Annotated in this window: 31 protein-coding genes; 17 read left to right on the top strand and 14 right to left on the bottom strand. The window is 70.1% G+C overall.

Annotation, left to right across the window (positions count from 1 at the left end):
* Positions 1 to 170: 170 nt before the first annotated feature.
* A complete protein-coding gene (locus A6A25_RS14850) occupies positions 171 to 512 on the bottom strand; it encodes a hypothetical protein (RefSeq protein ID WP_083668355.1) in 342 nt (113 codons plus the stop codon).
* Complete coding sequence (locus A6A25_RS14845; RefSeq protein WP_073889724.1) at positions 509 to 787, bottom strand: hypothetical protein; 279 nt, start codon at positions 785 to 787, stop codon at positions 509 to 511. Before A6A25_RS14845 ends, A6A25_RS14850 begins: the two co-directional genes overlap by 4 nt.
* 5 nt (positions 788 to 792) lie before the next feature.
* Here A6A25_RS14845 and A6A25_RS14840 point away from each other — a divergent pair, with 5 nt between their 5' ends.
* Positions 793 to 1359 (top strand): hypothetical protein, encoded by a 567-nt coding sequence (locus A6A25_RS14840; RefSeq protein ID WP_073889722.1) that lies wholly within the window; start codon positions 793 to 795, stop codon positions 1357 to 1359.
* On the opposite strand, the gene cutA is transcribed toward A6A25_RS14840, so the two are convergent.
* Both cutA and hemW read right to left on the bottom strand, forming a co-directional pair.
* Entirely contained in the window at positions 1343 to 1669 is a 327-nt protein-coding gene (gene cutA / locus A6A25_RS14835; RefSeq protein ID WP_073889720.1) for a divalent-cation tolerance protein CutA, read from the bottom strand. The two genes, A6A25_RS14840 and cutA, sit on opposite strands and share 17 nt — an antisense overlap.
* 152 nt (positions 1670 to 1821) lie before the next feature.
* Positions 1822 to 3036 carry a radical SAM family heme chaperone HemW gene (gene hemW, locus A6A25_RS14830; RefSeq protein WP_073890110.1) on the bottom strand — a complete coding sequence of 405 codons (1215 nt, stop codon included), beginning with the start codon at positions 3034 to 3036 and terminating at the stop codon, positions 1822 to 1824.
* Between the two features lie 292 nt (positions 3037 to 3328).
* Here hemW and A6A25_RS14825 point away from each other — a divergent pair, with 292 nt between their 5' ends.
* From A6A25_RS14825 to A6A25_RS14775, 11 genes are all read left to right on the top strand, one after another.
* A complete protein-coding gene (locus tag A6A25_RS14825; RefSeq protein WP_073889718.1) occupies positions 3329 to 5011 on the top strand; it encodes a nitrite/sulfite reductase in 1683 nt (560 codons plus the stop codon).
* Positions 5008 to 5166, top strand: a complete 159-nt coding sequence (locus tag A6A25_RS45480) for a hypothetical protein (protein ID WP_015098919.1) — start codon at positions 5008 to 5010, stop codon at positions 5164 to 5166. Before A6A25_RS14825 ends, A6A25_RS45480 begins: the two co-directional genes overlap by 4 nt.
* Entirely contained in the window at positions 5163 to 5864 is a 702-nt protein-coding gene (locus A6A25_RS14815; RefSeq protein ID WP_073889716.1) for a phosphoadenylyl-sulfate reductase, read from the top strand. The genes A6A25_RS45480 and A6A25_RS14815 overlap by 4 nt, the downstream gene beginning before the upstream one ends.
* Positions 5861 to 6766 carry a sulfate adenylyltransferase subunit CysD gene (gene cysD, locus A6A25_RS14810; RefSeq protein ID WP_241828693.1) on the top strand — a complete coding sequence of 302 codons (906 nt, stop codon included), beginning with the start codon at positions 5861 to 5863 and terminating at the stop codon, positions 6764 to 6766. The genes A6A25_RS14815 and cysD overlap by 4 nt, the downstream gene beginning before the upstream one ends.
* Positions 6767 to 8092, top strand: a complete 1326-nt coding sequence (locus A6A25_RS14805; RefSeq protein WP_073889712.1) for a sulfate adenylyltransferase subunit 1 — start codon at positions 6767 to 6769, stop codon at positions 8090 to 8092.
* Between the two features lie 15 nt (positions 8093 to 8107).
* A complete protein-coding gene (locus A6A25_RS14800) occupies positions 8108 to 9151 on the top strand; it encodes an ABC transporter substrate-binding protein (protein ID WP_073889709.1) in 1044 nt (347 codons plus the stop codon).
* 21 nt (positions 9152 to 9172) lie between these two features.
* On the top strand, positions 9173 to 9952 hold the full coding sequence (locus A6A25_RS14795) for an ABC transporter ATP-binding protein (RefSeq protein WP_073889707.1): 780 nt from the start codon (positions 9173 to 9175) through the stop codon (positions 9950 to 9952).
* Complete coding sequence (locus A6A25_RS14790; RefSeq protein WP_073889705.1) at positions 9939 to 10811, top strand: ABC transporter permease; 873 nt, start codon at positions 9939 to 9941, stop codon at positions 10809 to 10811. The genes A6A25_RS14795 and A6A25_RS14790 overlap by 14 nt, the downstream gene beginning before the upstream one ends.
* Entirely contained in the window at positions 10808 to 11539 is a 732-nt protein-coding gene (locus A6A25_RS14785) for a sirohydrochlorin chelatase (RefSeq protein WP_073889703.1), read from the top strand. Before A6A25_RS14790 ends, A6A25_RS14785 begins: the two co-directional genes overlap by 4 nt.
* A gap of 71 nt (positions 11540 to 11610) precedes the next feature.
* Positions 11611 to 12318 (top strand): helix-turn-helix domain-containing protein, encoded by a 708-nt coding sequence (locus A6A25_RS14780; protein ID WP_143193155.1) that lies wholly within the window; start codon positions 11611 to 11613, stop codon positions 12316 to 12318.
* Positions 12319 to 12457: 139 nt separating this feature from the next.
* The gene (locus tag A6A25_RS14775; protein WP_143193154.1) at positions 12458 to 12757 is read left to right on the top strand and encodes a hypothetical protein; all 300 of its coding nucleotides are present in this window, start codon (positions 12458 to 12460) and stop codon (positions 12755 to 12757) included.
* An 82-nt stretch (positions 12758 to 12839) separates the two neighbouring features.
* Here A6A25_RS14775 and A6A25_RS14770 read toward each other — a convergent pair whose 3' ends face one another.
* From A6A25_RS14770 to A6A25_RS14760, 3 genes are read right to left on the bottom strand one after another with little or no spacing between them, the layout of a single operon-like run.
* Entirely contained in the window at positions 12840 to 13661 is an 822-nt protein-coding gene (locus tag A6A25_RS14770) for an alpha/beta fold hydrolase (RefSeq protein WP_073889697.1), read from the bottom strand.
* Between the two features lie 44 nt (positions 13662 to 13705).
* Positions 13706 to 14173, bottom strand: coding sequence for a MarR family winged helix-turn-helix transcriptional regulator (locus A6A25_RS14765; RefSeq protein WP_241828688.1), 468 nt, complete (start codon positions 14171 to 14173; stop codon positions 13706 to 13708).
* Positions 14170 to 14790, bottom strand: a complete 621-nt coding sequence (locus A6A25_RS14760) for a DJ-1/PfpI family protein (RefSeq protein WP_241828682.1) — start codon at positions 14788 to 14790, stop codon at positions 14170 to 14172. Before A6A25_RS14760 ends, A6A25_RS14765 begins: the two co-directional genes overlap by 4 nt.
* A 64-nt stretch (positions 14791 to 14854) precedes the next feature.
* On the opposite strand from A6A25_RS14760, the gene A6A25_RS14755 reads away from it, so the two are divergent.
* Complete coding sequence (locus tag A6A25_RS14755) at positions 14855 to 15631, top strand: enoyl-CoA hydratase-related protein (protein WP_073889693.1); 777 nt, start codon at positions 14855 to 14857, stop codon at positions 15629 to 15631.
* Between the two features lie 45 nt (positions 15632 to 15676).
* On the opposite strand, the gene A6A25_RS14750 is transcribed toward A6A25_RS14755, so the two are convergent.
* Together A6A25_RS14750 and A6A25_RS14745 are read right to left on the bottom strand one after the other, a co-directional pair.
* Entirely contained in the window at positions 15677 to 15895 is a 219-nt protein-coding gene (locus A6A25_RS14750; RefSeq protein ID WP_073889690.1) for a DUF397 domain-containing protein, read from the bottom strand.
* An 11-nt stretch (positions 15896 to 15906) separates the two neighbouring features.
* On the bottom strand, positions 15907 to 16749 hold the full coding sequence (locus A6A25_RS14745) for a helix-turn-helix domain-containing protein (RefSeq protein WP_073889688.1): 843 nt from the start codon (positions 16747 to 16749) through the stop codon (positions 15907 to 15909).
* 124 nt (positions 16750 to 16873) lie between these two features.
* On the opposite strand from A6A25_RS14745, the gene A6A25_RS14740 reads away from it, so the two are divergent.
* On the top strand, positions 16874 to 17062 hold the full coding sequence (locus A6A25_RS14740) for a hypothetical protein (RefSeq protein ID WP_073889685.1): 189 nt from the start codon (positions 16874 to 16876) through the stop codon (positions 17060 to 17062).
* Positions 17059 to 17295, top strand: a complete 237-nt coding sequence (locus A6A25_RS14735) for a hypothetical protein (protein WP_143193153.1) — start codon at positions 17059 to 17061, stop codon at positions 17293 to 17295. Before A6A25_RS14740 ends, A6A25_RS14735 begins: the two co-directional genes overlap by 4 nt.
* Here the strand turns inward: A6A25_RS14735 and A6A25_RS14730 are convergent.
* The 3 genes from A6A25_RS14730 to A6A25_RS14720 are packed head-to-tail and all read right to left on the bottom strand — an operon-like array spanning position 17292 to position 18240.
* Positions 17292 to 17561, bottom strand: coding sequence for a barstar family protein (locus A6A25_RS14730; RefSeq protein WP_073889679.1), 270 nt, complete (start codon positions 17559 to 17561; stop codon positions 17292 to 17294). The two genes, A6A25_RS14735 and A6A25_RS14730, sit on opposite strands and share 4 nt — an antisense overlap.
* Positions 17558 to 17992 carry a ribonuclease domain-containing protein gene (locus A6A25_RS14725; protein ID WP_073889676.1) on the bottom strand — a complete coding sequence of 145 codons (435 nt, stop codon included), beginning with the start codon at positions 17990 to 17992 and terminating at the stop codon, positions 17558 to 17560. The genes A6A25_RS14730 and A6A25_RS14725 overlap by 4 nt, the downstream gene beginning before the upstream one ends.
* An 11-nt stretch (positions 17993 to 18003) precedes the next feature.
* Positions 18004 to 18240, bottom strand: a complete 237-nt coding sequence (locus A6A25_RS14720; protein WP_073889673.1) for a hypothetical protein — start codon at positions 18238 to 18240, stop codon at positions 18004 to 18006.
* 68 nt (positions 18241 to 18308) lie between these two features.
* Between A6A25_RS14720 and A6A25_RS14715 the strand changes: the two genes are divergently transcribed.
* On the top strand, positions 18309 to 19277 hold the full coding sequence (locus tag A6A25_RS14715) for a zinc-binding dehydrogenase (RefSeq protein ID WP_073889670.1): 969 nt from the start codon (positions 18309 to 18311) through the stop codon (positions 19275 to 19277).
* A 122-nt stretch (positions 19278 to 19399) separates the two neighbouring features.
* Positions 19400 to 20833 carry an amino acid permease gene (locus A6A25_RS14710; protein ID WP_073889667.1) on the top strand — a complete coding sequence of 478 codons (1434 nt, stop codon included), beginning with the start codon at positions 19400 to 19402 and terminating at the stop codon, positions 20831 to 20833.
* Here A6A25_RS14710 and A6A25_RS14705 read toward each other — a convergent pair.
* Both A6A25_RS14705 and A6A25_RS14700 read right to left on the bottom strand, forming a co-directional pair.
* Positions 20819 to 22447 (bottom strand): DUF885 domain-containing protein, encoded by a 1629-nt coding sequence (locus tag A6A25_RS14705; protein ID WP_073889664.1) that lies wholly within the window; start codon positions 22445 to 22447, stop codon positions 20819 to 20821. The genes A6A25_RS14710 and A6A25_RS14705 overlap by 15 nt on opposite strands.
* Before the next feature lie 17 nt (positions 22448 to 22464).
* Positions 22465 to 23502 carry an NAD(P)H-dependent flavin oxidoreductase gene (locus tag A6A25_RS14700; RefSeq protein ID WP_073889661.1) on the bottom strand — a complete coding sequence of 346 codons (1038 nt, stop codon included), beginning with the start codon at positions 23500 to 23502 and terminating at the stop codon, positions 22465 to 22467.
* Between the last annotated feature and the right edge of the window lie 99 nt (positions 23503 to 23601).

Raw genomic sequence — 23601 nt, 5'->3', positions numbered from 1 at the left:
CGGACAGCCAGGGCTTCCACGGGTGAAGCGCTTTCTTGATCTTACTGTCGAGCGCGAGTGGCGGGCAGTAGACAGGAAGCCCCAGCAGGTGCGCTCCCGCGCGTAGTGCCCGACGCCGCCGCGACAGTCGCGGGCGGCGACCTGATGCCTCGTCGCCGACCGCGGTCCGTTCAGCCCTCTCCTTCGTCGCCTTCCGGCAGGTTGGTCAGCCACACCAGATGCGTCCGCACCCCACGGGAACCGGCAGAGATCCCGAAAAGCTGCCGGGCGCGCTCGGGGCTCTGCGAGACGAGATGGAAGTCACCTTCCACCGAGTTGACGTCGACGTGGTGGGGATGAGCCAGGCCATAACCCGCGACTCGGGCGTCTTCCCGCTCGCCGTACTCCTCCACGATGGCGAACAGCCGCGGGGCCTGCTCCTTGGCGATCAGGTGCATGACGTTGGCGAACTCACCTTCGGTCCACAGCGGCTGTGCACCCGGTTTCGGGGCGCGCTCGTCCAGCTCGTTCACGCGCACTTCCCCTCGACGCGGTAGATCAGATCGGCCAGCGCGTCACCGGGCACCAGCCGGTTGCCGGCCTGTTCTGGAGTGACCAGCCAGACCACGGGCGTGGTGCCCAGAGCGCTGGGCGGCAGAGGCATGGGCATCCCGGTTCCCACGACGTGTGCCTCATGGCTCAGCAGCACCGATGGCATGGGCGGTCGGACCAGGAAGTAGGCGATCGGCATGTTGGGGAAGGCCAGCACCGGCGTCGGGAACACGGCGAACCCGGAGTTGTCGGCCAACGCGGGTGACCACGGGCGAGCCGGACATCGAGACGGCTACCGCTTCGTACGCCACGGCCGAACGGCGCGCCACACCAAAAGTACGTGCGCTGTTGTTGGACCGCATGGCTTGGACGTACGCCGTCGCCGGTCAGGCCGACGCCGCCGAACGCGCGCTCGCGGAGGCCTCCGAGATCGTTCACCGGCACGACGACCGTCCGGAGCCCGACTGGGTCTTCTGGGTCGACGAGGACGAAATGAAGATCATGGCCGGGCGGTGCTGGACCCAGTTGCGGCGCCCGCTGCGCGCCGTGCCCGTCCTGGAGGAAGTGCTCAGCCGCTACGGCGACACCCACGCCCGCGACAAGGCGATGTACCTGGCGTCGCTCGCTCACGCCTACCTCGATGCGGAAGAGGTCGAGCGGGCCGCCGCTGTCACCGAGCGCGCCGCGCGACTGGCAGCCGGGGTGGGGTCGGTGCGGCCTGCGGAGAAAATCCAAAAGGTGGTGCGGCGGTTGAAGCCACACCGCTCCTTGCCGGCCGTGGCCGGTGCGATCGACGCCGCGGCTTTGCTGACTACCGCTCAGGGGTGACCGTCCGGCGTAGCCAGGCGAGGTAGTCCTCGGAGGCTGCGACCAGCGGTACGGCGGTCACCTCCGGGTTGTCCCAAGGGTGCTCGCGCCGCAGATGTGCCTCCAGTTCGGGATACCGCTCGGCAGACGTCTTCAGCGTCACCTGCCACTCTTCGCCTTCGCTTTGCTCGCCCAGGTGCCAGAAGAATGATGTCACTGGGCCGACCACCTGTGCGCCGGCAGCCAGGCGTGCGGAGACAGCGGAGCGAGCGAGACGTGCCGCCACCTCGCGGTCGGCGGCTGTCGTGGTGACTTGAAGAAAATCAGCCATGGCATCATGCTACTTCTGACCAGGTCGTTCCAACTTCTATCCCGCGTCTCTTTCGGCAATTCCATCGCCCTTGTTCGAAGGAGCGGTGACGCATAATCGCCGACGCTGTGCGAGTCCGCGTGATGACAAGGCCGAGCCTCGAGCCGGCGTGATCAGGTGAGTCGGCGCACGACGGCGTCGGCGAGCAGGCGGCCCCGGTCGGTGAGCACGCAGCGGCCGTGGTCGAGGGCGGTGGCGTCCAGCAGGCCGTCGGCGGCGGCGGTTTTGGCTTCGGCTTGGGCGGCGGGGTCTAGGACGTCCAGGGGGAGGCCGGTGGCCAGGCGCAGTTCCAGCAGGACGCGTTCGACCCGGCGGTCGTCGTCGCTGAGGATCTCGCGGCCGACGGCGGGTGAGGTGCCGGTGGCCAGCAGTTCGGCGTACTTGGCCGGGTGCTTGACGTTCCACCAGCGCACGCCGCCGACGTGGCTGTGCGCGCCGGGGCCCGCGCCCCACCAGTCGGCGCCCTGCCAGTACAGCAGGTTGTGCCGGCACGCGGCGTCCGCCGAAGCGGCCCAGTTCGACACCTCGTACCAGGTCAGACCCTGTGCGGCCATGGCGGCGTCGATCAGCTCGTACTTGTCGGCCAGCACGTCGTCGTCGGGCATCGGCAGCTCGCCGCGACGCACCCGGCGGGCCAGGGCGGTGCCCTCCTCCACGATCAGCGCGTACGCCGACACGTGGTCCACGCCCGCGCTGTGCACGGCGTCCAGCGACGACTGCAGGTCCGCGACGGTCTCCCCCGGCGTGCCGTAGATCAGGTCGAGGTTCACGTGCTCGAAGCCCGCCGCACGCGCCTCGCGGGCGGCGGCCACCGGGCGGCCCGGGGTGTGCACGCGGTCGAGCACGGCCAGCACGTGCCGGGCGGCCGACTGCATGCCGAGCGACACCCGGGTGTAACCAGCGTCACGAATGGCTGAGAAGAACTCCGGCGACGTGGACTCCGGGTTGGACTCCGTGGTGACCTCCGCGCCCGGCGCGAGGCCGAACGACGACCGCACCGCGTCGAGCACCTGGCCCAGCCCCGAAGCGCCGAGCAGCGACGGTGTGCCACCACCGATGAACACCGTGTCCACCGCCGGTGGGTCACCCAACACGGACGCGGCGAGGTCCAACTCCCGCCGCAGGCCCTCCAGCCAGGACGCCGGTGACGCGGAAGTGCCCAGCTCACCGGCGGTGTAGGTGTTGAAGTCGCAGTAGCCGCACCGGGTCGCGCAGAACGGCACGTGCACGTAGACCCCGAACGGGCGGTCGCCCAGACCGGTGAGCGCGGAGGTGGGCAGTGAGCCGTCGGGCGGCGCGGGTTCACCGATCGGCAGAGCGGAGGGCATGTCACCCATTGTCCCATCTACCAGCAACGCAACCCCGTCCCACGATGCGGATGCAGGTGGACCACGAGTTGGACGCGTGGCACGCTGACTGACATGACATCGACCGGAGTGCGCCTGGTGGTCCGCCGCCACGTCGACTTCCGGCGTGTCTCCAGCGCGATGTGCCGTCGTTCGGCATAACCCGCGCCTGCCTTTTTGTTCCCGTCGGCGCCGGGTGCGCTGACGAGACCCCCACCACAGCTCCACCGGGACTCGCACGCGCACCAGCGCCCCGAATCCCCGGAGGACGAGGATGGTCCCCCCGACGACGACGCCTCAGCGCACGAAGCAGCGCCGAGGTGAGGGGCAGTGGGCGCTGGGCTACCGCGAGCCGCTGAACCCGAACGAGCGGAGCAAGAAGGACGACAACCCGCTCAACGTCCGGTCGCGGATCGAGAACATCTACGCCCACGGTGGCTTCGACTCGATCGACCCGGCCGACCTGCGCGGCCGTTTCCGCTGGTACGGCCTCTACACCCAGCGCAAGCCCGGTATCGACGGCGGCCGCACGGCGACGCTGGAGCCGGAGGAGCTGGACGACGAGTACTTCATGCTGCGCGTCCGCATCGACGGCGGCAGGCTCACCACGCAGCAGCTCGCGCTGATCGGCGAGCTGTCCCAGACCTACGCGCGTGACACGGCCGACATCACCGACCGGCAGAACGTGCAGTACCACTGGATCCGCATCGAGGACGTCCCGACGATCTGGCGGAAGCTGGAGGACGCGGGCCTGACCACGATGGAGGCCTGCGGCGACAGCCCGCGCGTGGTGCTCGGCTCGCCGGTGGCGGGCATCGCCGAGGACGAGGTGGTCGACGGCACGCCCGCGATCGACGAGATCCTGCGCCGCTACATCGGCGACCCGCGCTTCTCGAACCTGCCGCGCAAGTTCAAGACGGCGATCTCGGGCCTGCCGGACGTGGCGCACGAGATCCACGACGTGGCGTTCGTCGGGGTGGACCACCCCGAGCACGGCCCCGGCTTCGACCTGTGGGTCGGTGGCGGCCTGTCCACCAACCCGATGATCGGCAAGCGGCTGGGCGCCTGGGTGCCGTCCGAGGAGGTGCCGGACGTGTGGGAGGGCGTGATCAGCGTCTTCCGCGACTACGGCTACCGCAGGCTGCGGCACCGCGCGCGGATCAAGTTCCTGGTCGCCGACTGGGGCCCGGAGAAGTTCCGCCAGGTCCTGGAGGACGAGTACCTCAAGCGCAAGATGATCGACGGTCCGGCGCCGGAGAACCCCGCGATCCCGCGTGACCACATCGGCGTGCACAAGCAGAAGGACGGCCTGTTCTACGTCGGCGCGGCCCCGATCGCGGGCCGGGTGTCCGGTTCCACGCTGGTCGAGGTGGCCAAGGTGGTCGAGCGGGCCGGGTCGAACCGGGTGCGGTTGACGCCGCAGCAGAAGCTCGTGGTGCTGGACGTGCCCGAGGCCGAGGTGAAGAACCTGCAGGCCGACCTGGCGAAGCTGGGCCTGCAGACCGAGCCGTCGCCGTGGCGGCGGGGCGTGATGGCGTGCACCGGCATCGAGTTCTGCAAGCTCGCGATCGTCGAGACCAAGGCGCGCGCGGTGGACCTGGTGTCGGCGCTGGAGTCCCGGCTGGCCGACGTCGTGGCGGGCGTCACGGAGCCGATCTCGGTGCACATCAACGGCTGCCCGAACTCGTGCGCCCGCATCCAGACCGCGGACATCGGGCTCAAGGGCCAGATCGTCACCGACGCCGACGGCAAGCAGGTCGAGGGCTTCCAGGTGCACCTGGGCGGCGGGCTCGGCCTGGACGCCGGCTTCGGCCGCAAGCTGCGCGGCCACAAGGTCACCGCCGCCGAGCTGTCGGACTACGTCGAGCGCGTGGTGCGCAACTTCGTGGCCAAGCGCGAGCCGGACGAGCGGTTCGCGCAGTGGGTCGCCCGCGCCGACGAGGCGGACCTGAAATGAGCGAACGAGCGACTCCCTTCTACTGCCCGTATTGCGGCGACGAGGACCTCCGTCCGCAGGAGGAGCCGAGCTACTCGTGGCTGTGCGCCTCCTGTCGCCGCGTGTTCACCGTCAAGTTCGTTGGTCTCAACCTTCCTCAGGAGGTGCAGCGATGACCGCCCCCACCAGGGTCGAGGAACTGAAGGTGATCGCGGAAGCCGCTTCGGTCGAACTGGCGGATGCCAGTGCCGAAGAGGCGCTCGCGTGGACCGCCCGCACGTTCGGCGAGAGCTGGATCGTCGCGTCGAACATGCAGGACGCCGTCCTGATCGACCTGGCGACCAAGGTCAAGCCGGACGTGGACGTGCTGTTCCTGGAGACCGGCTACCACTTCGCCGAGACCATCGGCACGCGGGACGCCGTCGACCTGGTCTACCCGGACGTGCACATCGTCAACGCCGCGGCCGAGCAGTCGGTGGCCGACCAGGAGGCGCAGTTCGGTCTGCTGAACCAGACCGACCCGACCGAGTGCTGCCGGCTGCGCAAGGTCATCCCGTTGCAGCGCACCCTGAAGAACTACGACGCGTGGGTCACCGGCGTGCGCCGCGTGGACGCGCCGACCCGGGCGAACACGCCGATCGTGCAGTGGGACGAGCGCAACGGGCTGGTGAAGGTCAACCCGATCGCGCCGTGGTCCGACGAGCAGTTCAACACCTACATCGCCGAGCACGGGATCCTCGAGAACCCCTTGGTGCAGGCGGGTTACCCCTCCATCGGCTGCGCGCCGTGCACCGCGAAGCCGCTGCCGGGCGCCGACGCCCGCAGCGGCCGGTGGGCGGGCCTGGCCAAGACCGAATGCGGGTTGCACGGATGACCACCGCGACAGCTCTGGACACGTTGGGCCGCCTGGAGTCCGAGGCGATCCACATCTTCCGCGAGGTGGCGGGCGAGTTCGACCGGCCGGTGATCCTGTTCTCCGGCGGCAAGGACTCGACCCTCCTGCTGCACCTGGCGGTGAAGGCGTTCTGGCCCTCGCCGGTGCCATTCCCGCTGCTGCACGTGGACACCGGGCACAACTTCGAGGAAGTCATCGAGTTCCGCGACAAGGTCGTGGCCCAGCACGGGCTGCGGCTGGAAGTCGCCAAGGTGCAGGACTACATCGACGACGGTCGGCTGGCCGAGCGCCCCGACGGCACCCGCAACCCGTTGCAGACCGTGCCGCTGCTCGACGCGATCACCAACCACAAGTTCGACGCGGTGTTCGGCGGCGGCCGCCGGGACGAGGAGCGGGCCCGCGCCAAGGAGCGGATCTTCAGCCTGCGCAACGCGTTCGGCCAGTGGGAGCCGCGCCGGCAGCGCCCGGAGCTGTGGAACCTCTACAACGGCCGGCACCGCCCTGGCGAGCACGTCCGCGTGTTCCCGCTGTCCAACTGGACCGAGCTGGACGTGTGGCACTACATCGCCCGCGAGGGCATCGAGCTGCCGTCGATCTACTACGCCCACCGGCGCGAGGTGTACCTGCGCGACGGCATGTGGCTGGCGGAAGGCCCGTGGGGCGGTCCGCGCGAGGGTGAGCAGAAGATCGAGAAGACCGTTCGCTACCGCACCGTCGGCGACGGGTCGTGCACCGGCGCGGTCGAATCCGATGCCGCCGACATCGAGACCGTCATCGCCGAGGTGGCGGCCAGCAGGCTCACCGAGCGCGGCGCGACCCGCGCGGACGACCGGCTGTCCGAGGCCGCCATGGAAGACCGCAAGCGGGAGGGCTACTTCTAGATGAGCGACCTGTTGAGGTTGGCGACGGCGGGCAGCGTGGACGACGGCAAGTCCACGCTGGTCGGCAGGTTGCTGTACGACACCAAGTCGGTGCTGGCCGACACGCTGGACGCGGTGCACCGCGCCAGCGCCGACCGCGGCCTGACCACGCCGGACCTGTCGCTGCTGGTGGACGGCCTGCGCTCGGAGCGCGAGCAGGGCATCACCATCGACGTGGCCTACCGGTACTTCGCCACGCCGAAGCGCTCGTTCGTGCTGGCCGACACCCCCGGGCACGTGCAGTACACCCGCAACACAGTGACCGGCGCGTCCACCGCCCAGCTGGGCGTGCTGCTGGTCGACGCGCGCAAGGGCGTCATCGAGCAGACCCGGCGGCACGCGGCGGTGCTCGCACTGCTGGGCGTGCCGCGCCTGGTCCTGGCGGTCAACAAGATCGACCTGGTGGACTTCGACGAGGTCACGTTCTCCCGCATCGCCAAGGAGTTCACCGCGCACGCCACCGCGCTCGGGTACGCCGAGGACGCCGTGGTGGAGATCCCGGTGTCCGCGCTGGCCGGCGACAACGTGGTGGAGCGTTCGACGCGGACGCCCTGGTACGACGGCCCGACGCTGCTGGAGCACCTGGAGTCCGTGCCGGTGGAGCCGGACGCCCACGACGCCCCGTTCCGCTTCCCCGTGCAGTACGTGATCCGGCCGCGCACCCCCGAGCACCCGGACTACCGCGGTTACGCGGGCCAGGTCGCGGCGGGCACCGTGCGGGTCGGTGACGAGGTCGCCGTGCTGCCGAACGGGCTGCGTTCGACGGTCACCGGCATCGACACCGCGGACGGCCCGTTGACCGAAGCCGCCGCGGGCCAGTCGGTGACGCTGCTGCTGGCGCACGACCTCGACATCTCGCGCGGTGACCTGATCACCACCGCCGGGCAGCCGCCGAAGGTGACCGACGAGTTCGACGCCACCGTGTGCTGGCTGTCGGAGAAGGCGCTGACGCCGGGCGCCCGCGTGCTGGTCAAGCACGGCACGCGGACCGTGCAGGCGATCGTCACCGAGCTGCGCACCCGGTTCGACGAGCAGAAGCTCGCCAGCACCGACGCCCCCGACTCGTTGACCCTCAACGAGATCGGCCAGGTCGCGGTGCGCACCGCCGAGCCGATCCCGGTGGACGACTACACCAAGGACCGCCGCACGGGCGCGTTCCTGGTCATCGACGCCGCCGACGGCAGCACGCTCGCCGCCGGGCTCGTGGGCGCGCCGCTGCCGGAAGTGGACGACGTGGAGGACGCGGTGCAGTCGGACTCCCACGCCCTCGTCTCCCCCGGTCCGTGAGAGAGGTCCGCGGCAGTGAGCGCCAAGCGCAGCTTCCTCGTCACGTCCCTGGTGGTGCTGACCGCACTCGCCGGGTGCTCGCGGATCGACCGCGGTGACGCCCCGGCGCAGGACAAGGGCGCCGCGGCGGAGGTGCGCCTGGGCTACCTGCCCAACGTCACCCACGCCGCCGCGCTGATCGGCGTGGACAAGGGCTACTTCGCCGCGGAACTGGGTGGCACCAAGCTCGTCACGCAGGCCTTCAACGCCGGGCCACAAGCGGTGAACGCGCTGCTGGGCAGCTCACTGGACGTGTCGTTCATCGGTACCGGCCCGGCGATCAACGCCCACGCCAAGTCCGACGGCGAGGCGGTCCGCCTGGTCGCCGGCGCCGCGTCGGGCGGCGCGCAGCTCGTGGTCAAGCCGGGGATCGGCTCACCGGCCGACCTCGCGGGCAAGGTCGTCGCCAGCCCGCAGCTCGGCAGCACCCAGGACATCGCGGTGAAGAAGTGGCTGGCCGACGCCGGGCTCGACGCGCAGGTCACCAACATCGACAACGCGCAGGCGCTGGACCTGTTCAAGCGGGGTGACATCGAGGGCGCGTGGGTGCCGGAGCCGTGGTCGTCGCGGCTGGTGCTGGAAGCGGGCGCGAAGGTGCTGGTCGACGAGAAGACCCTGTGGCCGGGCGGGACGTTCCCGACCACGGTGGTCCTCGTCCGGACGAAGTTCCTCCAGGAGCACCCGCGGACCGTCGAGGCGCTCCTGCGCGGCCACCTCGCCGCCATCGACTTCGCGTCGCGCCACGAGGTCGAGGCCAAGCAGGTCGTCAACGCGGCGTTGCAGCGGCTCACGGGCAAGGCGCTGGGCGAGGACGTGCTCGACCGGGCGTTCGACGACATCGAACTGACCGCGGACCCCGAGGTCGACAGCTTCCCGCGCCTGGCGCAGGACGCGGTGACCGCCGGGGTGGCGAAGAAGGCCGCGAACGTGGCCGGGCTCGCCGACTTCACGCTGCTGAACAAGGTGCTCTCGGCGGCGGGCAAACCGGCCGTGGACACCGCCGGGCTGGACGAGAAGTGACTCGAGGAAGGCAGGCACGCCATGACCGCCACGCTTGAGACCCCGACGGCCGTGGACGCCGCGGTGACCTTGTCCGGGGTGCGGAAGGTCTTCGGCCACGGTCCGACCGGCGTCGTCGCGCTCGACGGCGTCGACCTGTCGGTCGCTCCCGGTGAGTTCGTGTGCCTGCTGGGCGCGTCCGGCTGCGGCAAGTCGACCTTGCTGAACCTGGTCGCCGGGCTGGACGCGCCCACCTCGGGGAGCATCGAGGTGACCACGTCACGGCCCGCGGTGATGTTCCAGGAGGCCGCGCTGATGCCGTGGCTGACCGCGGCGCGCAACGTCGAGCTGCCGTTGCGGCTGGCGGGGCTGAAGCGCGGGCCGCGCCGGGAGAAGGCCAGTGAGCTGCTGTCGCTCGTGCGGCTGGTCGGCGCGGGCCACAAGCGCCCGCACGAGCTGTCCGGCGGCATGCGGCAGCGGGTGGCGTTGGCGCGGGCGTTGGCGTCCACGCTGGGCAGCGCCGAGGACGGCACGCCCGGCCTGCTGCTGATGGACGAGCCGTTCGCCGCGCTGGACGCCATCACCCGCGACGTGCTGCAGGCCGAGCTGGTTCGGGTGTGGCGGGAGACGGGGACGGCGATCGTGTTCGTCACGCACGACGTGCGCGAGGCGGTGCGGCTGGGTCAGCGGGTCGTGCTGCTGTCCTCGCGCCCCGGCCGCGTGGTGCGCCAGTGGTCCACTGTGGACTGCGACGAGCCCGCCGTCATCGAGGACATCACGACCCACCTGCGAGAGGTGATCAGCGGTCATGCCGCAGCTTGACACGGACCTCGCGGCGGTCGGCGCCGGGCTGGACGCGCTCGACGCGCCGTCGGAGGATCGGCGGCCGTCGTTCCGCAAGCGGTTCGTCCGCACCGCCGTGCCGCCGCTGATCGCGTTCGCGCTGTTGTTGGGCGTGTGGCAGGCGTTGTGGGCGTTGGCGTTCTGGCCCGAGTACCAGCTGCCGTCGCCCGGGTCGGTGTGGGCGGCGGTGGCCGAGGCGATCGAGACCGGCCGGGCGTTCGAGGTGCTGTGGACGTCGGTCAGCCGGGCCGTGCTCGGGTTCCTCACCGCCGTGGTGATCGCCACCCCGTTGGGGTTGCTGATCGCCAAGGTGCGCGTGGTGCGCGCGGCCATCGGGTCGCTGCTGACCGGCCTGCAGTCGCTGCCGTCGGTGGCGTGGGTGCCGGCGGGCATCCTGTGGTTCGGCGCGACGCCCGCGACCATCTACTTCGTGGTGCTGATGGGCTCGGTGCCGTCGATCGCGAACGGCCTGGTGTCGGGCGTCGACCAGATCCCGCCGCTGCTGCCGCGGGTCGGTCAGGCCCTGGGTGCCAGTCGGTTCGCGGCGGCTCGGCACATCCTGCTGCCGGCCGCGCTGCCCGGGTACCTGGCGGGGTTGAAGCAGGGGTGGGCGTTCTCGTGGCGGTCGCTGATGGCGGCGGAGATCATCGCCACGTCGCCGCAGCTCGGTGAGGGGTTGGGGCAGTACCTGCACAACGGGTCGGCGTTGAACGACATCTCGATGGTGATCGCGGCGATCTTCCTGATCCTGCTGGTCGGCGTGGGGATCGAACTGCTGGTGTTCCGGCCGTTGGAGCGGGCGGTGCTGCGGGCGCGCGGATTGACCGGTGCGCTGTGACCGCGTTGGTGGCCGTGGCGCACGGCAGCCGCGACCCGCGGTCGGCGGCGGTGGTGCACGAGCTGTTGGACGTCGTGCGGGCTTTGGCGCCGTCGTTGGACGTCCGTGGGTCCTTTTTGGACCTTTCCGTGCCACTGCTGGGTGACGTGCTGCGGGGCGCGTACGCGGACGGTCACCGTTCGGCCGTGGTGGTGCCTCTGCTGCTGGGCAAGGCTTTCCACGCGCGGGTGGACGTGCCGAGTGCGGTGACCGATGCCCGCTTGCCCGGCCTGGACGTGACCATTGCCGACGTGCTGGGTCCTGATCCCCGCCTGGAGTCGGCCGCCTTGCGCCGCCTGGTCTCCGTGGGCGTTCGATCGCGTGACCGCACGTTGGGCGTGATCCTGGCGGGCGCGGGCTCGTCCCACGCCCCGGCCAACGCCCTGGTGTCGTCCATCGCCGCCCGCTGGGCCGCCGGTTCCGGCTGGGCCGGCGTGGAAGCCGCCTTCGCCGCCAGCGCCCAGCCCGACGTCCCCACCGCCGTGGCGCGCTTGCGTGCCGCCGGCGCCCGCCGCATCGCCGTGGCGTCGTGGTTCCTGGCCCCGGGCTTCCTCCCGGACCGCGTGACCCGCCTGGCGGGCCCCGAGGCCATCATCGCCCCACCCCTGGGCCCGGACCCGGAAGTAGCCGAACTGATCCTCCACCGCTACTTCGCCACCCTGACCACCGGCCTGGCCGCCTCCGCGTAACGGCGTCGTTGCTGCACAATACCCCCGACTGTAGGGGGTATTGTGTAAATCTGCGCTGGTAGGAGGCAGTCATGACAGGGGAGCTTCGAGACTGGATACCGGTCCGTACGGCTGCGGTCCGGTTGGGGGTCTCGCCTGAGCAGGTCCGCGACCTCGTCCGATCCGGCGATCTCGAGGCGATCAAGCCCGGCCGCGATGTGCTCGTGCGTTCCGAGTCGGTCGAGCGTCGGGCGACCGTGGTGAAGCCCAAGGCTGGACGTCCGCTGTCGCCTTCGATGGCGTGGGCGGTGTTGTGGCTGGTATCGGACGTGAAGCCACTCTGGGTGTCCTCGTCGGAACTGGTCCGGGCCTGGCGTTACGCCCGCCGACCGTTGGCGGAGTGGCCTCGACTACTGGCCGGACGGGCTCAGGTGCACCGGGTGCGGATGCCCAGCGCCGCTCGGAAACGTGTCCGGACGCTGACCAACGTCGCGGTCGGCGGACTTTGGGCCGCTCGGCTGCACGGTGCCAACCTGGTGCTGCCGGACGGTGAACCTGACGAGTGGTACCTCGCTCCAGCAGCCTTCGACACCTTGCGGACGATGAGGGGCATCGGCTGGCAATCGGCCTCACCCGATGTGGTGATCCGCGTCGTGCCGGACAGTCTGCCGGCCGCACTCGTGTCGCAGATCTCCGACGACGTCAAGGTCTCGCGCGCAACCGCGGCAGCCGATCTGCTGGATCTCGGTGACGACCGTTCCCGCCGCGCTGCGGCCGAGTTGTTGAGAAGAGTCGACTAGCCTGTCGGCGCATGAGTTCCGACAGGTGGCCGGACCTTCCAGTGCTTGGTTCAGCCGACTTGCCACAGCTGCACGACGACACGTTGTGGCCCGCTCTCTTCACGTCAAGGCAGCCTTCGGGGGGCGGACAGCCGAAATCGTGGTGCCCGACCTGGCACGCGCTTTGGCGATCAAGACAGCCGCCTACGGCGCCCATGCGCGCTCACGCCCGGCAGAGGCCTTCCTTTCGCGGCACTTGCTCGACCTCGCATTCCTGGCCTCCGTGGTCGAGGATCCCGGCGAGATCCTCGAAGCGCTCGGACCAAAGCCACCCGAGGGTCACCTCGGCCTAGCGGCAGTCCTCGACGATCCCGCCCATCCCGCCTGGTCGGGTGCCGGAGAGAGCGCGGAGGACGCTCAACTGACCTGGGAGGTGCTGCGTCACGGCTACGACGCCTGAACCGCGCGTGTCCTACGTTCGCGTCCCGTGTGTCCTACGTTCGGAACACCCGAGTTCAACGCTCAGAACGGCGCGACCGCGGCTAGCGGGAGACCCTCGTCAGCCACGAACGCAGCTCCGCCGCCACGGCCACCGGCGCGTCGAGCTGGAGCAGGTGTCCCGCCCGGTCGATCCGGGTGAGGGTGGCACCGGGGATGTCGGCGGCGAGCCGTTCGCCGGTCGTCAGCGGTATCCAGGTGTCCTCGGTGCCCCAGAGCACGGTCACCGGGATGTCGACGCGGTCCAGCAGCGCCTCGTTCTCCGCGAGGTAACGCTCGTCGTACGCGGCGATCTGCCGGTAGAACGCCGGTTGGCCGTCCTCGTCGAGCCACGGCGCCGCGAGTTCGACCAGGTCGTCCTCGCGCAGCCCGCGGTGGCTCGCGTTGCCGATGTACGCCTTGACCAGCGCCTCGTGGATGTACGGCGGCACGCGGGCCAGCACGTCCGGGTGCTGCTGGACGAGCCGGAAGAACGGCGATCCGGCCGGCGGGATCGCCACGACGTCCGCCGGCAGCAGCGACGCGTACGGCACCTCGTGCACCAGGTGCGCGCGGAGCGAGACCGCGCCGCCGTAGTCGTGCGCGACGACGTGCGGCCGGTCCAGGCCCCAGTGCCCGAGCAGCGCCGTGAACGCCTCCGCCTGGACGCCGAAGTCGACGGGGTGCTGGGCGTCCTTCGACGAACGGCCGTAGCCGGGCATGTCCCACAGGTACACGGTGAAGTCGCTGCTCAGCGCTTCCGCGAACGGCCGCCACAGCCACGACGACCACGGAGTCCCGTGGCAGAAGACCACCGCGGGCCCGGCACCGGCACTACCCCAGGCGATTCGCCTGCCCTGCCACGCGAACGTCTCACCGAGATCCATGCCCGCCACGGTAGGTGGTGGCACCGGCGCGGGCAGGTCGACGGTCAGGTACCCGGCCGTTCCTCCGCGTCCAAGGCCACCACCAGGCTTTCCATCACCTTGAGCGTCGTGCGCAGGTCGTCCAGGTCCACCTGGGCCGAGATCCGGTTGGCGAAAGCGTGTTGGGCCTGCGCCAGCCGCGAAACAGCCTCGTACCCGGCCGCCGTCGGCCGGAACAGCTTGGCGCGTTTGTGGGCCGGGTTGGGCAGGTACTCGGCCAGACCTTTCTCCACCAGCAGGTCGGCGATGCGCTGCACGCTCTGCCTGGTCAGGCTCATCTCCCGGGCGATGCCGGACACCGGCAACGGCTGCCGGAGGACGGCGCCGAGCACCTGCCACCACGCGGCGGTGAGGCCGACCGGTTTCGTCATCACCTCCGCGGCCTCCAGGAAGCCGCCGTAGAGGCGGAACGTGCGCATGATGACCTCGGTCAGCACGTCCCCCGCCTCCGTACGGGGCTCGACCTCGCTCACGACACCGCGGCGACGAGCTTGCCGAACCACGCCGGGTCGCCCGTCCGGTACAGCCCGTACCACGCCTCCAGCACGGCCGGCTCGTACAGGTCCAGCTCCGCGAAGATCTCCCGCGCGAACTCCAGCGCCGACGCCGCACCCGCCGTGATCAAGCCATCGGCCCGCACCGCGCGCTCCGAGCCGAACAGCTCCGAACCGGTGTACCCCGGCACCGCCGCCAACTGCTCCACCGCGTTGCCACCGTGCACCCGCGAGTTCAACAAGCCCTCGGCGGCCAGGCCGATCGTCGCGCCGCAGATCGCCGCCACCGGCACGCCCGCGTCCAGCCACCGCCGCGCCGCCGCCGCGAACACCGCGTTGTCACCGCTCTCCCACGTTCCCGCGCCGGGCAGGATCAGCATCGCGCTGTCCGCCGGGTCGACGTCGGCCAGCGCCAGGTCCGGCGTGATCCGCAGGCCACCGATGGACGTCACCGGGTCGAGCGTCGCGCCGACGGTCCGCACCTGGTACAGGCCGGGCACCTTCTGGAACTGCGGGGTGTTGATCTGCGCCGTCGCGTACCCGAACTCCCAGTCGGCCAGCGTGTCGTACACAGCGAGGTGGACCGTCTTCGTCATCATGACAGTATCCTGTCATTTTGACAGCACGCTGTCAACCGATGAGGATCGTAGAGTGCGACCCATGGCAGACGAGCTGGTCCACTACGAGGTGCGGCGTGGCATCGCGACGATCACGCTGGACTCCCCCCACAACCGCAACGCCCTGTCCGCACAGCTGCGCGCCGAGCTGACCGGTCACCTCAAGACCGCGACGGCCGACGACGCCGTGCGCGTGATCGTGCTGAGCCACACCGGACCGGTGTTCTGCTCGGGCATGGACCTCAAGGAGGCGGGCGGCGCGAGTGCCGACAAGCAGGGGGTCAACGAGTTCCCCGCGATCCTCCAGCAGTTGTGGACCAGCCCGAAGCCCGTCGTCGCACGGCTGGCCGGCCCGGCCCGCGCGGGTGGTGTCGGCATCGTGGCGGCGTGCGACATCGCGGTCGCGGTGGACACGGCCACGTTCGCGTTCAGCGAGGTCCGCATCGGCGTCGTGCCGGCCGTCATCTCGGTGACCGTGCTGCCCCGCCTGCTCCCGCGTGGCGCGCACGAACTGTTCCTGACCGGCGAGACGTTCGCCGCACCGAAGGCCGTCGCCATCGGCCTGATCAACTCCGCCGTGCCCGTCGACGACCTCGACGCCGAGGTCACCCGCTACACCGACATGCTGGCGCTGGGCGCGCCGAACGCCCTGGCCGCCACCAAGCGGATGCTCCAGGAGCCGAGGTCGAACGACCTGGACGAGGTGTTCGCCGACATGCTGGCCCTGTCCGCACGCCACTTCGGCGGTCCCGAGGGCCAAGAGGGCATCGCCGCGTTCGTCGGCAAGCGCAAGCCGTCCTGGGTGCCGACGGAGGACTAGAACGCGGTACGGGCGGGGACGACCCAATCGTTCCCGCCCCTGCCGTCACCGCCCGTCCACACTCCCGGACGCCACTTCCGCAATGAAGGCCATGAAGGCCCGGGGCGGGAAGACCAGAGCCGGCCCGGCGGGAGCCTTGCTGTCCCGCACCGCCGTGCCCATCTCGACGTGCGCCATCTCAACGCACTGTGCGTCATTGCCACCATTCGTGCGACTGCTCTTCCGCCACCGCGCACCCTTGAGGGCGCTTGCCTCGGTCCACATGGTCCGTGCTCCTAGCTGTCGTGCCGGTCGCTGATCCTCTCCTCCAGTATCACCATGGACCTCTCCTCCGAGGACGCCAGGTTCCATGCTTGTTCGAAGGCGGCGACATAGGGCGCGGTCGCCTTGATGTAGTCGGTCCGGGTCAACGACGACACGTAGGCGATCGTCTTCCCCGGCTCCATCTGAAGGAGCGTGAACGGACAGCTCAGCGCCGGAACGATCCCGCTTGTCGCGGACCGGGGCAGGACGCGAAAGCGGACGTTCGGCATCCCGGCGACAGCGCGGAGGTGTTCGAGCTGACGGCGGAGCACGTCCGGCCCGCCGTTGGAACGGTGAAGAGCGTCCTCGCCGAGTGCGATCCAGACCGCCGGACCGTCCGGCCGGATGACGCGATGCCCGCGCTCGGCTCGCTCCTGGGCGAGACCCGCCACGTCGGCGGCGACGACGACCGGCGACATCGACAACGCCGCGAAGGCGTATTCGGCGGTCTGGAGCAGGCCGGGAATCTCGTTGTAGACCATGCGGATCTCGGCGGCTCGTCGTTCGAGCGAGACGTACTGCCGCGATGTGTACACGGTTTTCGCTGGCTTGGCACGGCGGCGAGCGACCGTGGCGAGCGATCGCAGTTCCTCGGCCTGAGCCGAGGTGACTTGGTACCGCTCGATCATCCAGTCGACGTCCTGCGGTCGTGGAGCGATGGAGCCGGTCTCGATCTTGGACAGCTTGCCGAGGTAGCCGCCCACGGCCCTGTCCGCTTCACCGAACTCGACCCGCGCGGCTTCCCGGAGTTGCCGAGACAGCTCGCCAAACTGGAGCCGTGCGATCACCGGGTCGAAGTCGTCGTCACCAACCATGCGCCGGAGTGTGCCGTAGAGACCCAGCGTGACTACGCCACCTGATCGAGCGGTTCCGACAGCAACTCAATCTTTCACCCATTTGCCCGCCTCATAGATTGAGTTGCTGTCCTACGCTCGATGCATGGACGACCTGCCGAACCCCGGCGAGACGCGGTACGTCCGGCTCTACGGCGAAGTCCGCACGGTCGTGGTTCAGCCGTTCGACCAGCGGCTGGTCCGGGAGCTTCGCGGGTGCATCTCCGCGAGGGACACCGCGACCGGGGTCTACCGGAACTTCTTCCCGCACGAGCTGAAGACCTTCCCCACATGACAGGAGAGCTGCCTCAGATGGTCAAGTACAGCGGAAACGGAGTGGACCACTCCTCGTTCATCAAGATCTACGCCGACGCGGAGTTCGGATCGCACATCAACGGTGACGGCGAGTTCGAGCTGAACTTCGACGGGGTGGTGGACCTGGCCCTCACTCCCGACGCCGCCGAGAAGATCCACACGATGCTCGGGGAAGCGCTGCCGAAGTTGCGCGAACTCGCCGAGGCGGACTAATCCGTGTAGACGACGGTCAGGATGCGGTCGCCCAGTTCGGTGGCTCGGGCGGCCGCGTCGGACAGGACGGCTTCCACGTCGGCGTTGCCGCCCTCCCACTCCAGCACGTGCTCGCCCTCGGGCAGCCAGGACAGGTCGGTCAGGCAGTCGTACAGCGCGTCCAGGTTGTGGCCGAACCAGTCGGGGAAGCTCAACGCCTCCGCAATCGCCGCCAGAGCGTCCTTCTTCGAGCGCGCGCCCCGGCGCACCACGTGTCGGTAGGTCATTTGCTCACGTCCACGACGACGAACGACCCGTAGTGGTCGGCCGTGTAGTACACCTCGTCGGACGACCCGGTCACGAGCCGTCGCGCGCCCCGGTCGTCGCTGCCTGGCGTGGGCACGGTGTACTCCCGGTAGTAGTCGGACGGCTTGGCGGGCAGCAGCTTCTCGCGGTTCTGGAACGTGACGCCGTCGTTGCGCGGGTACGGGAACGGCCCGTCCCGCTCTATCAGCTCCCACGTGTCCTTGACCTGCGCGGGCAGGCTCGACAGGGACTTCACCGGCAGACCCGAATCCGCGCCCGGCACCCCCGAAGCCGACGCCGAAGACGGCGCGGGGTCCGACGACGTGCCGGTCAGGTCCTTGGCGAAGTAGCCGACCACGACCAGCGCGATCAGGCCGAGCAGTGCGACGGAGAGCCGCCGGGCGGGAGTCACGGTCCCAGAGCCTACGAAGGCTCGCCCGCCTCCACCTTCCGGGGCTGCGCGTCGTCACCGGGCGGAGGGACCTTCGGCACCGGGTTGAACCTGGTCGAGGCGTTGTCCACGACCCGGTCGATCAGCCGCGCCAGCCCGAGCGACGACGGCAGCAGCACGCACATGAGCAGCGCGAACTGGAACGGGAACGGCAGCTGTGCCAGCCACAGCTCCACCGAGTCCCACCACTGCTCGAACGCGTCGACCACGTCACCGAGCCTAGTCCCGTGACGCGCTTCACCGCACACGGATCGCTACCACTCGGTAAGTTGCCCGCATGTTCGCCGTCTACGCAGCCGAGCCGAGCCCGCAAGACCCGATCGCCGCCCTGCGCGTGGGCGAACGGCCGGATCCCGGAGTCCCGGAGGGCTGGGTGAAGGTGGCCGTGAAAGCGGCGAGCCTGAACATGCACGACCTGTGGACGCTGCGCGGCGTCGGCATCAAGCCGGAGCAGTTCCCGATGATCCTCGGCTGCGACGGCGCGGGCGTGCTGGAGGACGGCACGGAGGTCGTGCTGCACTCGGTGATCGGCGACCCGGACTGGTCCGGTGACGAGACGCTGGACCCACGCCGCACCCTGCTCACCGAGAAGCACCAGGGCACGTTCGCCGACTACGTCGTCGTCCCGAAGCGCAACGCGCTGCCGAAGCCCGCGGGCCTGAGCTTCGCCGAGGCGGCGTGCATGGGCACGGCGTGGCTGACCGCGTACCGGATGCTGTTCGTGAACTCGGGCCTGCGGCCGGGTCAGACGATGCTGGTGCAGGGCGCCTCCGGTGGCGTGTCGACGGCGTTGGTGCAGCTGGGCCGTGCGGCGGGGTTCCGGGTGTGGGTGACCGGTCGCACGGAGGAGAAGCGCGCGTTGGCCGAGAGCCTGGGCGCGCACCAGGCGTTCGAGTCCGGCGCACGGCTGCCCGAACGGGTGGACGCGGTGTTCGAGACCGTCGGCAAGGCCACCTGGTCGCACTCGATGAAGGCGCTCAAGCCGGGCGGCACGTTGGTCATCTCCGGCGCGACGAGCGGTGACGCGTCGGCGGCCGAGCTGCCGAGGCTGTTCTTCCTGCAGTTGCGGGTGGTCGGCTCGACCATGGGCACGCGCGAGGAGCTCGGCGACCTGCTCTCGTTCTGCGACCTGACCGGCCTGCGCCCGCAGATCGGCGCGGAACTGCCGTTCGAGCGGGTCGAGGAGGGCTTGCGCGCGATGCTCGACGGCGAGACCGCGGGCAAGATCGTCTTCACCCGCGGCTGACCTTCGTCAACCCGTACGGCCGCACAAAAACCACTCCCTCGAATGGTGCAATCGAACAAACCCGGTGACAGTCGACCGGCGTACGGTTCGCCGCACACCAATCCACCGAGGGAGCTGGACGCATGACGGTGCAGGACGGATTCGGCCGGGGCAGCGGCGTGTTCCGCCGCAAGCCGATCGAGCAGATCAGTGACGAGAAGACGGCGCTGACCCGGACCCTGGGGCTGTGGCAGCTCACCGCGATCGGCATCGGCGGCATCATCGGCGCGGGCATCTTCTCGCTGGCCGGGGCCGTGGCCAACAAGACCGCGGGCCCCGCCGTGCTCATCTCCTTCCTCGTGGCGGGCATCGCCAGCGCCGCTGCCGCGTTCTCCTACGCGGAGTTCGCGGGCCTGATCCCCAAGGCGGGCTCGGCCTACACCTACGGCTACGCCGTGCTCGGCGAGATCGTCGGCTGGTTCATCGGCTGGGACCTGCTGCTGGAGTACACCGCGATCGTGGCCGTGGTGGCGATCGGTATCAGCGGCTACTTCAACGAGCTGCTGAACCTGCTCGGCATCGACCTGCCGGTGTGGATGCTCGGCGCGCCCGGCACGGAAGGCGCGGACGTCGCGGCGGGCAGCTACAAGGTGAACCTGTTCGCCGTGCTGCTGTGCCTGCTGATCGCGTTCGTGCTCAACATGGGCATGAAGAACGCGGCCCGATTCGAGACGACCCTGGTGTACTTGAAAGTCGCCGTAGTGCTGCTGGTGATCGTGGTCGGCGCGTTCCACATCAACACCGGCAACTACAACCCGTTCTTCCCGTTCGGCATCTCCGGCGCACTCACCGGTGCGGCCACGGTGTTCTTCGCGGTGTTCGGCTACGACGCGATGAGCACGGCCGCCGAGGAGTCCAAGGACTCCCAGAAGCACATGCCGAAGGCGATCATCTACTCGCTGGCCATCTCGATGGTCCTCTACGTGCTGGCCTGCCTGGTGCTGACCGGCATGGTCAACTACAAGGACGTGGACTCGGAGAGCGCGTTCGCCTCGGCGTTCGCCGACATCGGCCTGCCGGCGCTGGGCATCATCATCTCGGTCGGCGCGGTGCTGGGCATCACCACGGTGCTGTTCACGTTCCTCATGGGCGCGGCCCGGGTCGGCTACTCGATGTCGCGTGACGGCCTGCTGCCGAAGTGGTTCGCCAAGACGCACCCGGTCAAGCACGTTCCGACGCGCACCACGTGGGTGCTCGGCATCGCGTCCGCCGTCATCGCGGGCTTCCTGCCCATCGCCGAGGCGGCCGAGCTGACCAACATCGGCATCCTGCTGGCGTTCGTGGTGGTGTGCATCGCCGTGATCGTGCTGCGGTACAAGCAGCCGAACCTGCCGCGCACGTTCAAGACGCCGGGCATGCCGGTCGTGCCGATCATCGGCGTGGTGTTCTCGCTGTGGCTGATCACGTTCCTGGCGCCGGAGACCTGGCTGCGCTTCGGCCTCTGGTTCCTCATCGGCCTGGTCGTGTACTTCGCCTACAGCAAGCGGAAGTCGCTGCTCAACTCACGCGAGGACTGAGTCGCACCACTCGTCGACCACGTCGGCGAGCACGGCCATCGGCAGCGGCCCGCCGCACAGCACCAGGTCGTGGAACGCCTTGATGTCGAAGCGGTCGCCCAGCCTCCGCTCCGCCTCACCGCGCAGGCGCTGGATCTCCAGCCGCCCCACCATGTAGGACAGCGCCTGCGCGGGGTTCTCGATGTACCGGTCGACCTCGGAGGAGATGTCCACGTCCGGCATGACGGCGTTGGCGCGCAGGTAGTCCACGGCCTGCTGGCGCGTCCAGCGCAACGCGTGCAGGCCGGTGTCGACCACCAGGCGGGCGGCGCGCAGCGAGTCGCCCGCCAGCATCCCCAGCCGGGCCACGTCGTCGCTGTAGAGGCCCATCTCGTCGGCCAACCGCTCGGTGTAGAGCGCCCAGCCCTCCAGGTACGCCTCGATCGACGCGAACCGGCGCAGCAGCGGCAGGTCGTGCAGCTGTTGGGCCAGGGAGATCTGGAAGTGGTGGCCCGGCACGCCCTCGTGGAACGCGGTGGACTCGGCGCTGAACCGCTCGCGCTGCTCGGCCTGGTGGGTGTTGACGAAGTAGGTACCCGGTCGGGAGCCGTCCATCGCCGGGTCCACGTAGTAGGCCAGCGGCGCGTTCGGCGCGTCCGCCGCCGGCACCGCCTCGACCGCGCACCCGGCCTGTGGCACCGAGCCGAACCAGTCACCCGCGACCTCTTCGGCACGGGCGATGGTCGCCGCCGCCAACGCCACCATGTCGTCGGCGTCACGCCAGCGCAGCTCCGGGTCGGCGAGCAGGTGGGCGCGCACGCCGGCGGCCGTAGTGGGGCCGAACACCCGGCTGCCGATCTCCTCGTACTCCCGGTCCAGTTCCTCGATCAGGTTCAGCCCGATCCGGTGCAGTTCCTCGGGTGTGTGCCCGGTCGTGGTGTACATGTGGACCAGGTCCGCGTAGATCAGGTCGCCGTCGGGCAGCCAGCACAGGCCCGGCCTGTCCTCGCCCCTGCCCCGGTCGACCACCTCGGCACGCAGGAAGTCGCGGTAGCGGGCGATCGCGGGGCGCGCGGTCTCGTGCAGCAGCCGGGCGCACACCGCGGCGAACGGCGTGCCGTGCAGCGGGGTGCCGAGGGGGTCGGTCTCCTCGGCGAGGTGGCGGTCGATGCGGCGGACGGCGGCTTCCACCAGGTGCTTGAGCGGACGGCGGACGGAGTCGCGCTGTCTTCGGGTGAGCGCGTCCAGGTACGCGGGCAGCGACGACAGCCGGGTCAGGTAGGCCTGGCGTGCCGCGTCATCGGACGGGCGGACCAGCGGCAACGCCACGAGCAGCACCGCCAGCGGCGCGTTGAGGCCTTCGGCGTGGGTGTGCTCGACCAGGTGCGAGTTGAGGCGGTACACCAGGCTCCACGCCTGCTGCGCGACCACCGCACGCGTCACCGGGTCGTCGTCCCCGCCACGCACACGCCGTGCGATGTCCTCGGCACGGGCGCACAGACTGCTTGCGGCTTCGGCGCTCGGGTCCGGCAACCGGTTGTCCCAGCCCGGGATGCCGAGCAGCGTCGCCATCACGGGATCGGCGTCCAGGACCAGGGTCAGCATCTCGTCGGCGAGCTCGCGCGCGGTGGTCACGTCGCCATTCTGTGGGGCTACGCCGGGGAAATGCGCGTGATCGCGACGGAAATGGCTTGGCGGGCCTCGGCCGCCAACCGGGCCACCACTTCGGCCGCCGGGGCCGGTCGGACCAGCGCGTAGGTCTGCCCGGCCCACAACGACATCAGCTCCGGGTCGCCGGTCGCGCGCACCGGCCGGGTCAGGTGGTGCACCTCCGGGTACGCGGCGGGTGCCTGTTCCTGGTTGTCCACCACGAACCTGTTCACCAGGCCACGCGCCGGACGTCCGCTGAACGCCCTGGTCAACGCCGTGCGGCGGGTGCCTTCGGCGAGCGCTTGGCGGTGTGCGGCGGACGTGCCCGCCTCCGGCGTGGACAGGAACGCGGTGCCCAGCTGCGCCGCGACCGCGCCCGCGGTGATGACGGCGGCCACGTCCGCGCCGTGCACCAGGCCACCGGTCGCGATCAGCGGCAGGTCCACCTTGGCGCGCACCAGCCGCAACGCCGCCAGCACGCCGAACAGCTCGCCGCCTCCGGGCGAGACGCCGTCGTCGGCGAACGTGCCCCGGTGCCCGCCCGCGTCGCTGCCCTGCACGCACAGCGCGTCGGCACCGACCTGGGCCGCCTGCGCGGCTTCCTGCGGTGTCGTGACGGTGACGACGACCGTGGAACCGGCCGCGTGCAACCGGTGCACGTCCTCGGGGTTGGGCAGGCCGAACGTGAACGAGACCACCGGAACGCGCAACGCCATCACGAGTTCGAGCTTGGCGGCGTAGGAGTCGTCGTCCCACCGCGGTTCGCCGGGCTCGGTCGGCGACTGCGCCTTGACCCGGTCGCGGTAGCCGGACAGGTCGGTGGTGGAGCGCGGACCGGGGACGAACAGGTTCACGCCGAACGGCCGATCGGTCAACGCGGTCGTCGCGGTGATCTGCTCGGCGAGGGCTTCGACGGACAGGTAGCCGGCGGCCAGGAACCCGAGCCCACCCGCCCGACCGACCTCGGCCACGAGCGCGGGTGTGGACGCCCCACCGGCCATCGGTGCGGCGATGACGGGCACTTCGAGTCTGTCCAACATGGCGCGACCCTAACCCGCGCTCCCGTCGCGGTCACGTATTTGCAGGTCCACGAGTTCAAGGGCAAAACGGGCGCGTTCCGAGCGTTGAACTCGGGTGTT

The organism is Saccharothrix sp. CB00851, from assembly GCF_001905065.1.
In the GTDB taxonomy this organism is placed as follows: Bacteria; Actinomycetota; Actinomycetes; order Mycobacteriales; family Pseudonocardiaceae; genus Actinosynnema.
This window is presented reverse-complemented; position numbering and strand designations above follow the sequence as displayed.

What these genes read in the sequence shown, in the direction of transcription:
- cysD (WP_241828693.1), top strand. Translation starts at nt 5,861, where the DNA reads ATGACCACCGCGACAGCTCTGGACACGTTGGGCCGCCTGGAGTCCGAG.
- A6A25_RS14825 (WP_073889718.1), top strand. Translation starts at nt 3,329, where the DNA reads ATGGTCCCCCCGACGACGACGCCTCAGCGCACGAAGCAGCGCCGAGGT.
- A6A25_RS14790 (WP_073889705.1), top strand. Translation starts at nt 9,939, where the DNA reads ATGCCGCAGCTTGACACGGACCTCGCGGCGGTCGGCGCCGGGCTGGAC.
- A6A25_RS14710 (WP_073889667.1), top strand. Translation starts at nt 19,400, where the DNA reads ATGACGGTGCAGGACGGATTCGGCCGGGGCAGCGGCGTGTTCCGCCGC.
- A6A25_RS14770 (WP_073889697.1), bottom strand. Translation starts at nt 13,661, where the DNA reads ATGGATCTCGGTGAGACGTTCGCGTGGCAGGGCAGGCGAATCGCCTGG.
- A6A25_RS14815 (WP_073889716.1), top strand. Translation starts at nt 5,163, where the DNA reads ATGACCGCCCCCACCAGGGTCGAGGAACTGAAGGTGATCGCGGAAGCC.
- A6A25_RS14700 (WP_073889661.1), bottom strand. Translation starts at nt 23,502, where the DNA reads ATGTTGGACAGACTCGAAGTGCCCGTCATCGCCGCACCGATGGCCGGT.
- A6A25_RS45480 (WP_015098919.1), top strand. Translation starts at nt 5,008, where the DNA reads ATGAGCGAACGAGCGACTCCCTTCTACTGCCCGTATTGCGGCGACGAG.
- A6A25_RS14805 (WP_073889712.1), top strand. Translation starts at nt 6,767, where the DNA reads ATGAGCGACCTGTTGAGGTTGGCGACGGCGGGCAGCGTGGACGACGGC.
- A6A25_RS14795 (WP_073889707.1), top strand. Translation starts at nt 9,173, where the DNA reads ATGACCGCCACGCTTGAGACCCCGACGGCCGTGGACGCCGCGGTGACC.
- A6A25_RS14730 (WP_073889679.1), bottom strand. Translation starts at nt 17,561, where the DNA reads ATGACCTACCGACACGTGGTGCGCCGGGGCGCGCGCTCGAAGAAGGAC.
- A6A25_RS14755 (WP_073889693.1), top strand. Translation starts at nt 14,855, where the DNA reads ATGGCAGACGAGCTGGTCCACTACGAGGTGCGGCGTGGCATCGCGACG.
- A6A25_RS14740 (WP_073889685.1), top strand. Translation starts at nt 16,874, where the DNA reads ATGGACGACCTGCCGAACCCCGGCGAGACGCGGTACGTCCGGCTCTAC.
- A6A25_RS14745 (WP_073889688.1), bottom strand. Translation starts at nt 16,749, where the DNA reads ATGGTTGGTGACGACGACTTCGACCCGGTGATCGCACGGCTCCAGTTT.
- A6A25_RS14750 (WP_073889690.1), bottom strand. Translation starts at nt 15,895, where the DNA reads ATGTGGACCGAGGCAAGCGCCCTCAAGGGTGCGCGGTGGCGGAAGAGC.
- A6A25_RS14715 (WP_073889670.1), top strand. Translation starts at nt 18,309, where the DNA reads ATGTTCGCCGTCTACGCAGCCGAGCCGAGCCCGCAAGACCCGATCGCC.
- cutA (WP_073889720.1), bottom strand. Translation starts at nt 1,669, where the DNA reads ATGGCTGATTTTCTTCAAGTCACCACGACAGCCGCCGACCGCGAGGTG.
- A6A25_RS14780 (WP_143193155.1), top strand. Translation starts at nt 11,611, where the DNA reads ATGACAGGGGAGCTTCGAGACTGGATACCGGTCCGTACGGCTGCGGTC.
- A6A25_RS14760 (WP_241828682.1), bottom strand. Translation starts at nt 14,790, where the DNA reads ATGACGAAGACGGTCCACCTCGCTGTGTACGACACGCTGGCCGACTGG.
- A6A25_RS14735 (WP_143193153.1), top strand. Translation starts at nt 17,059, where the DNA reads ATGACAGGAGAGCTGCCTCAGATGGTCAAGTACAGCGGAAACGGAGTG.
- hemW (WP_073890110.1), bottom strand. Translation starts at nt 3,036, where the DNA reads ATGCCCTCCGCTCTGCCGATCGGTGAACCCGCGCCGCCCGACGGCTCA.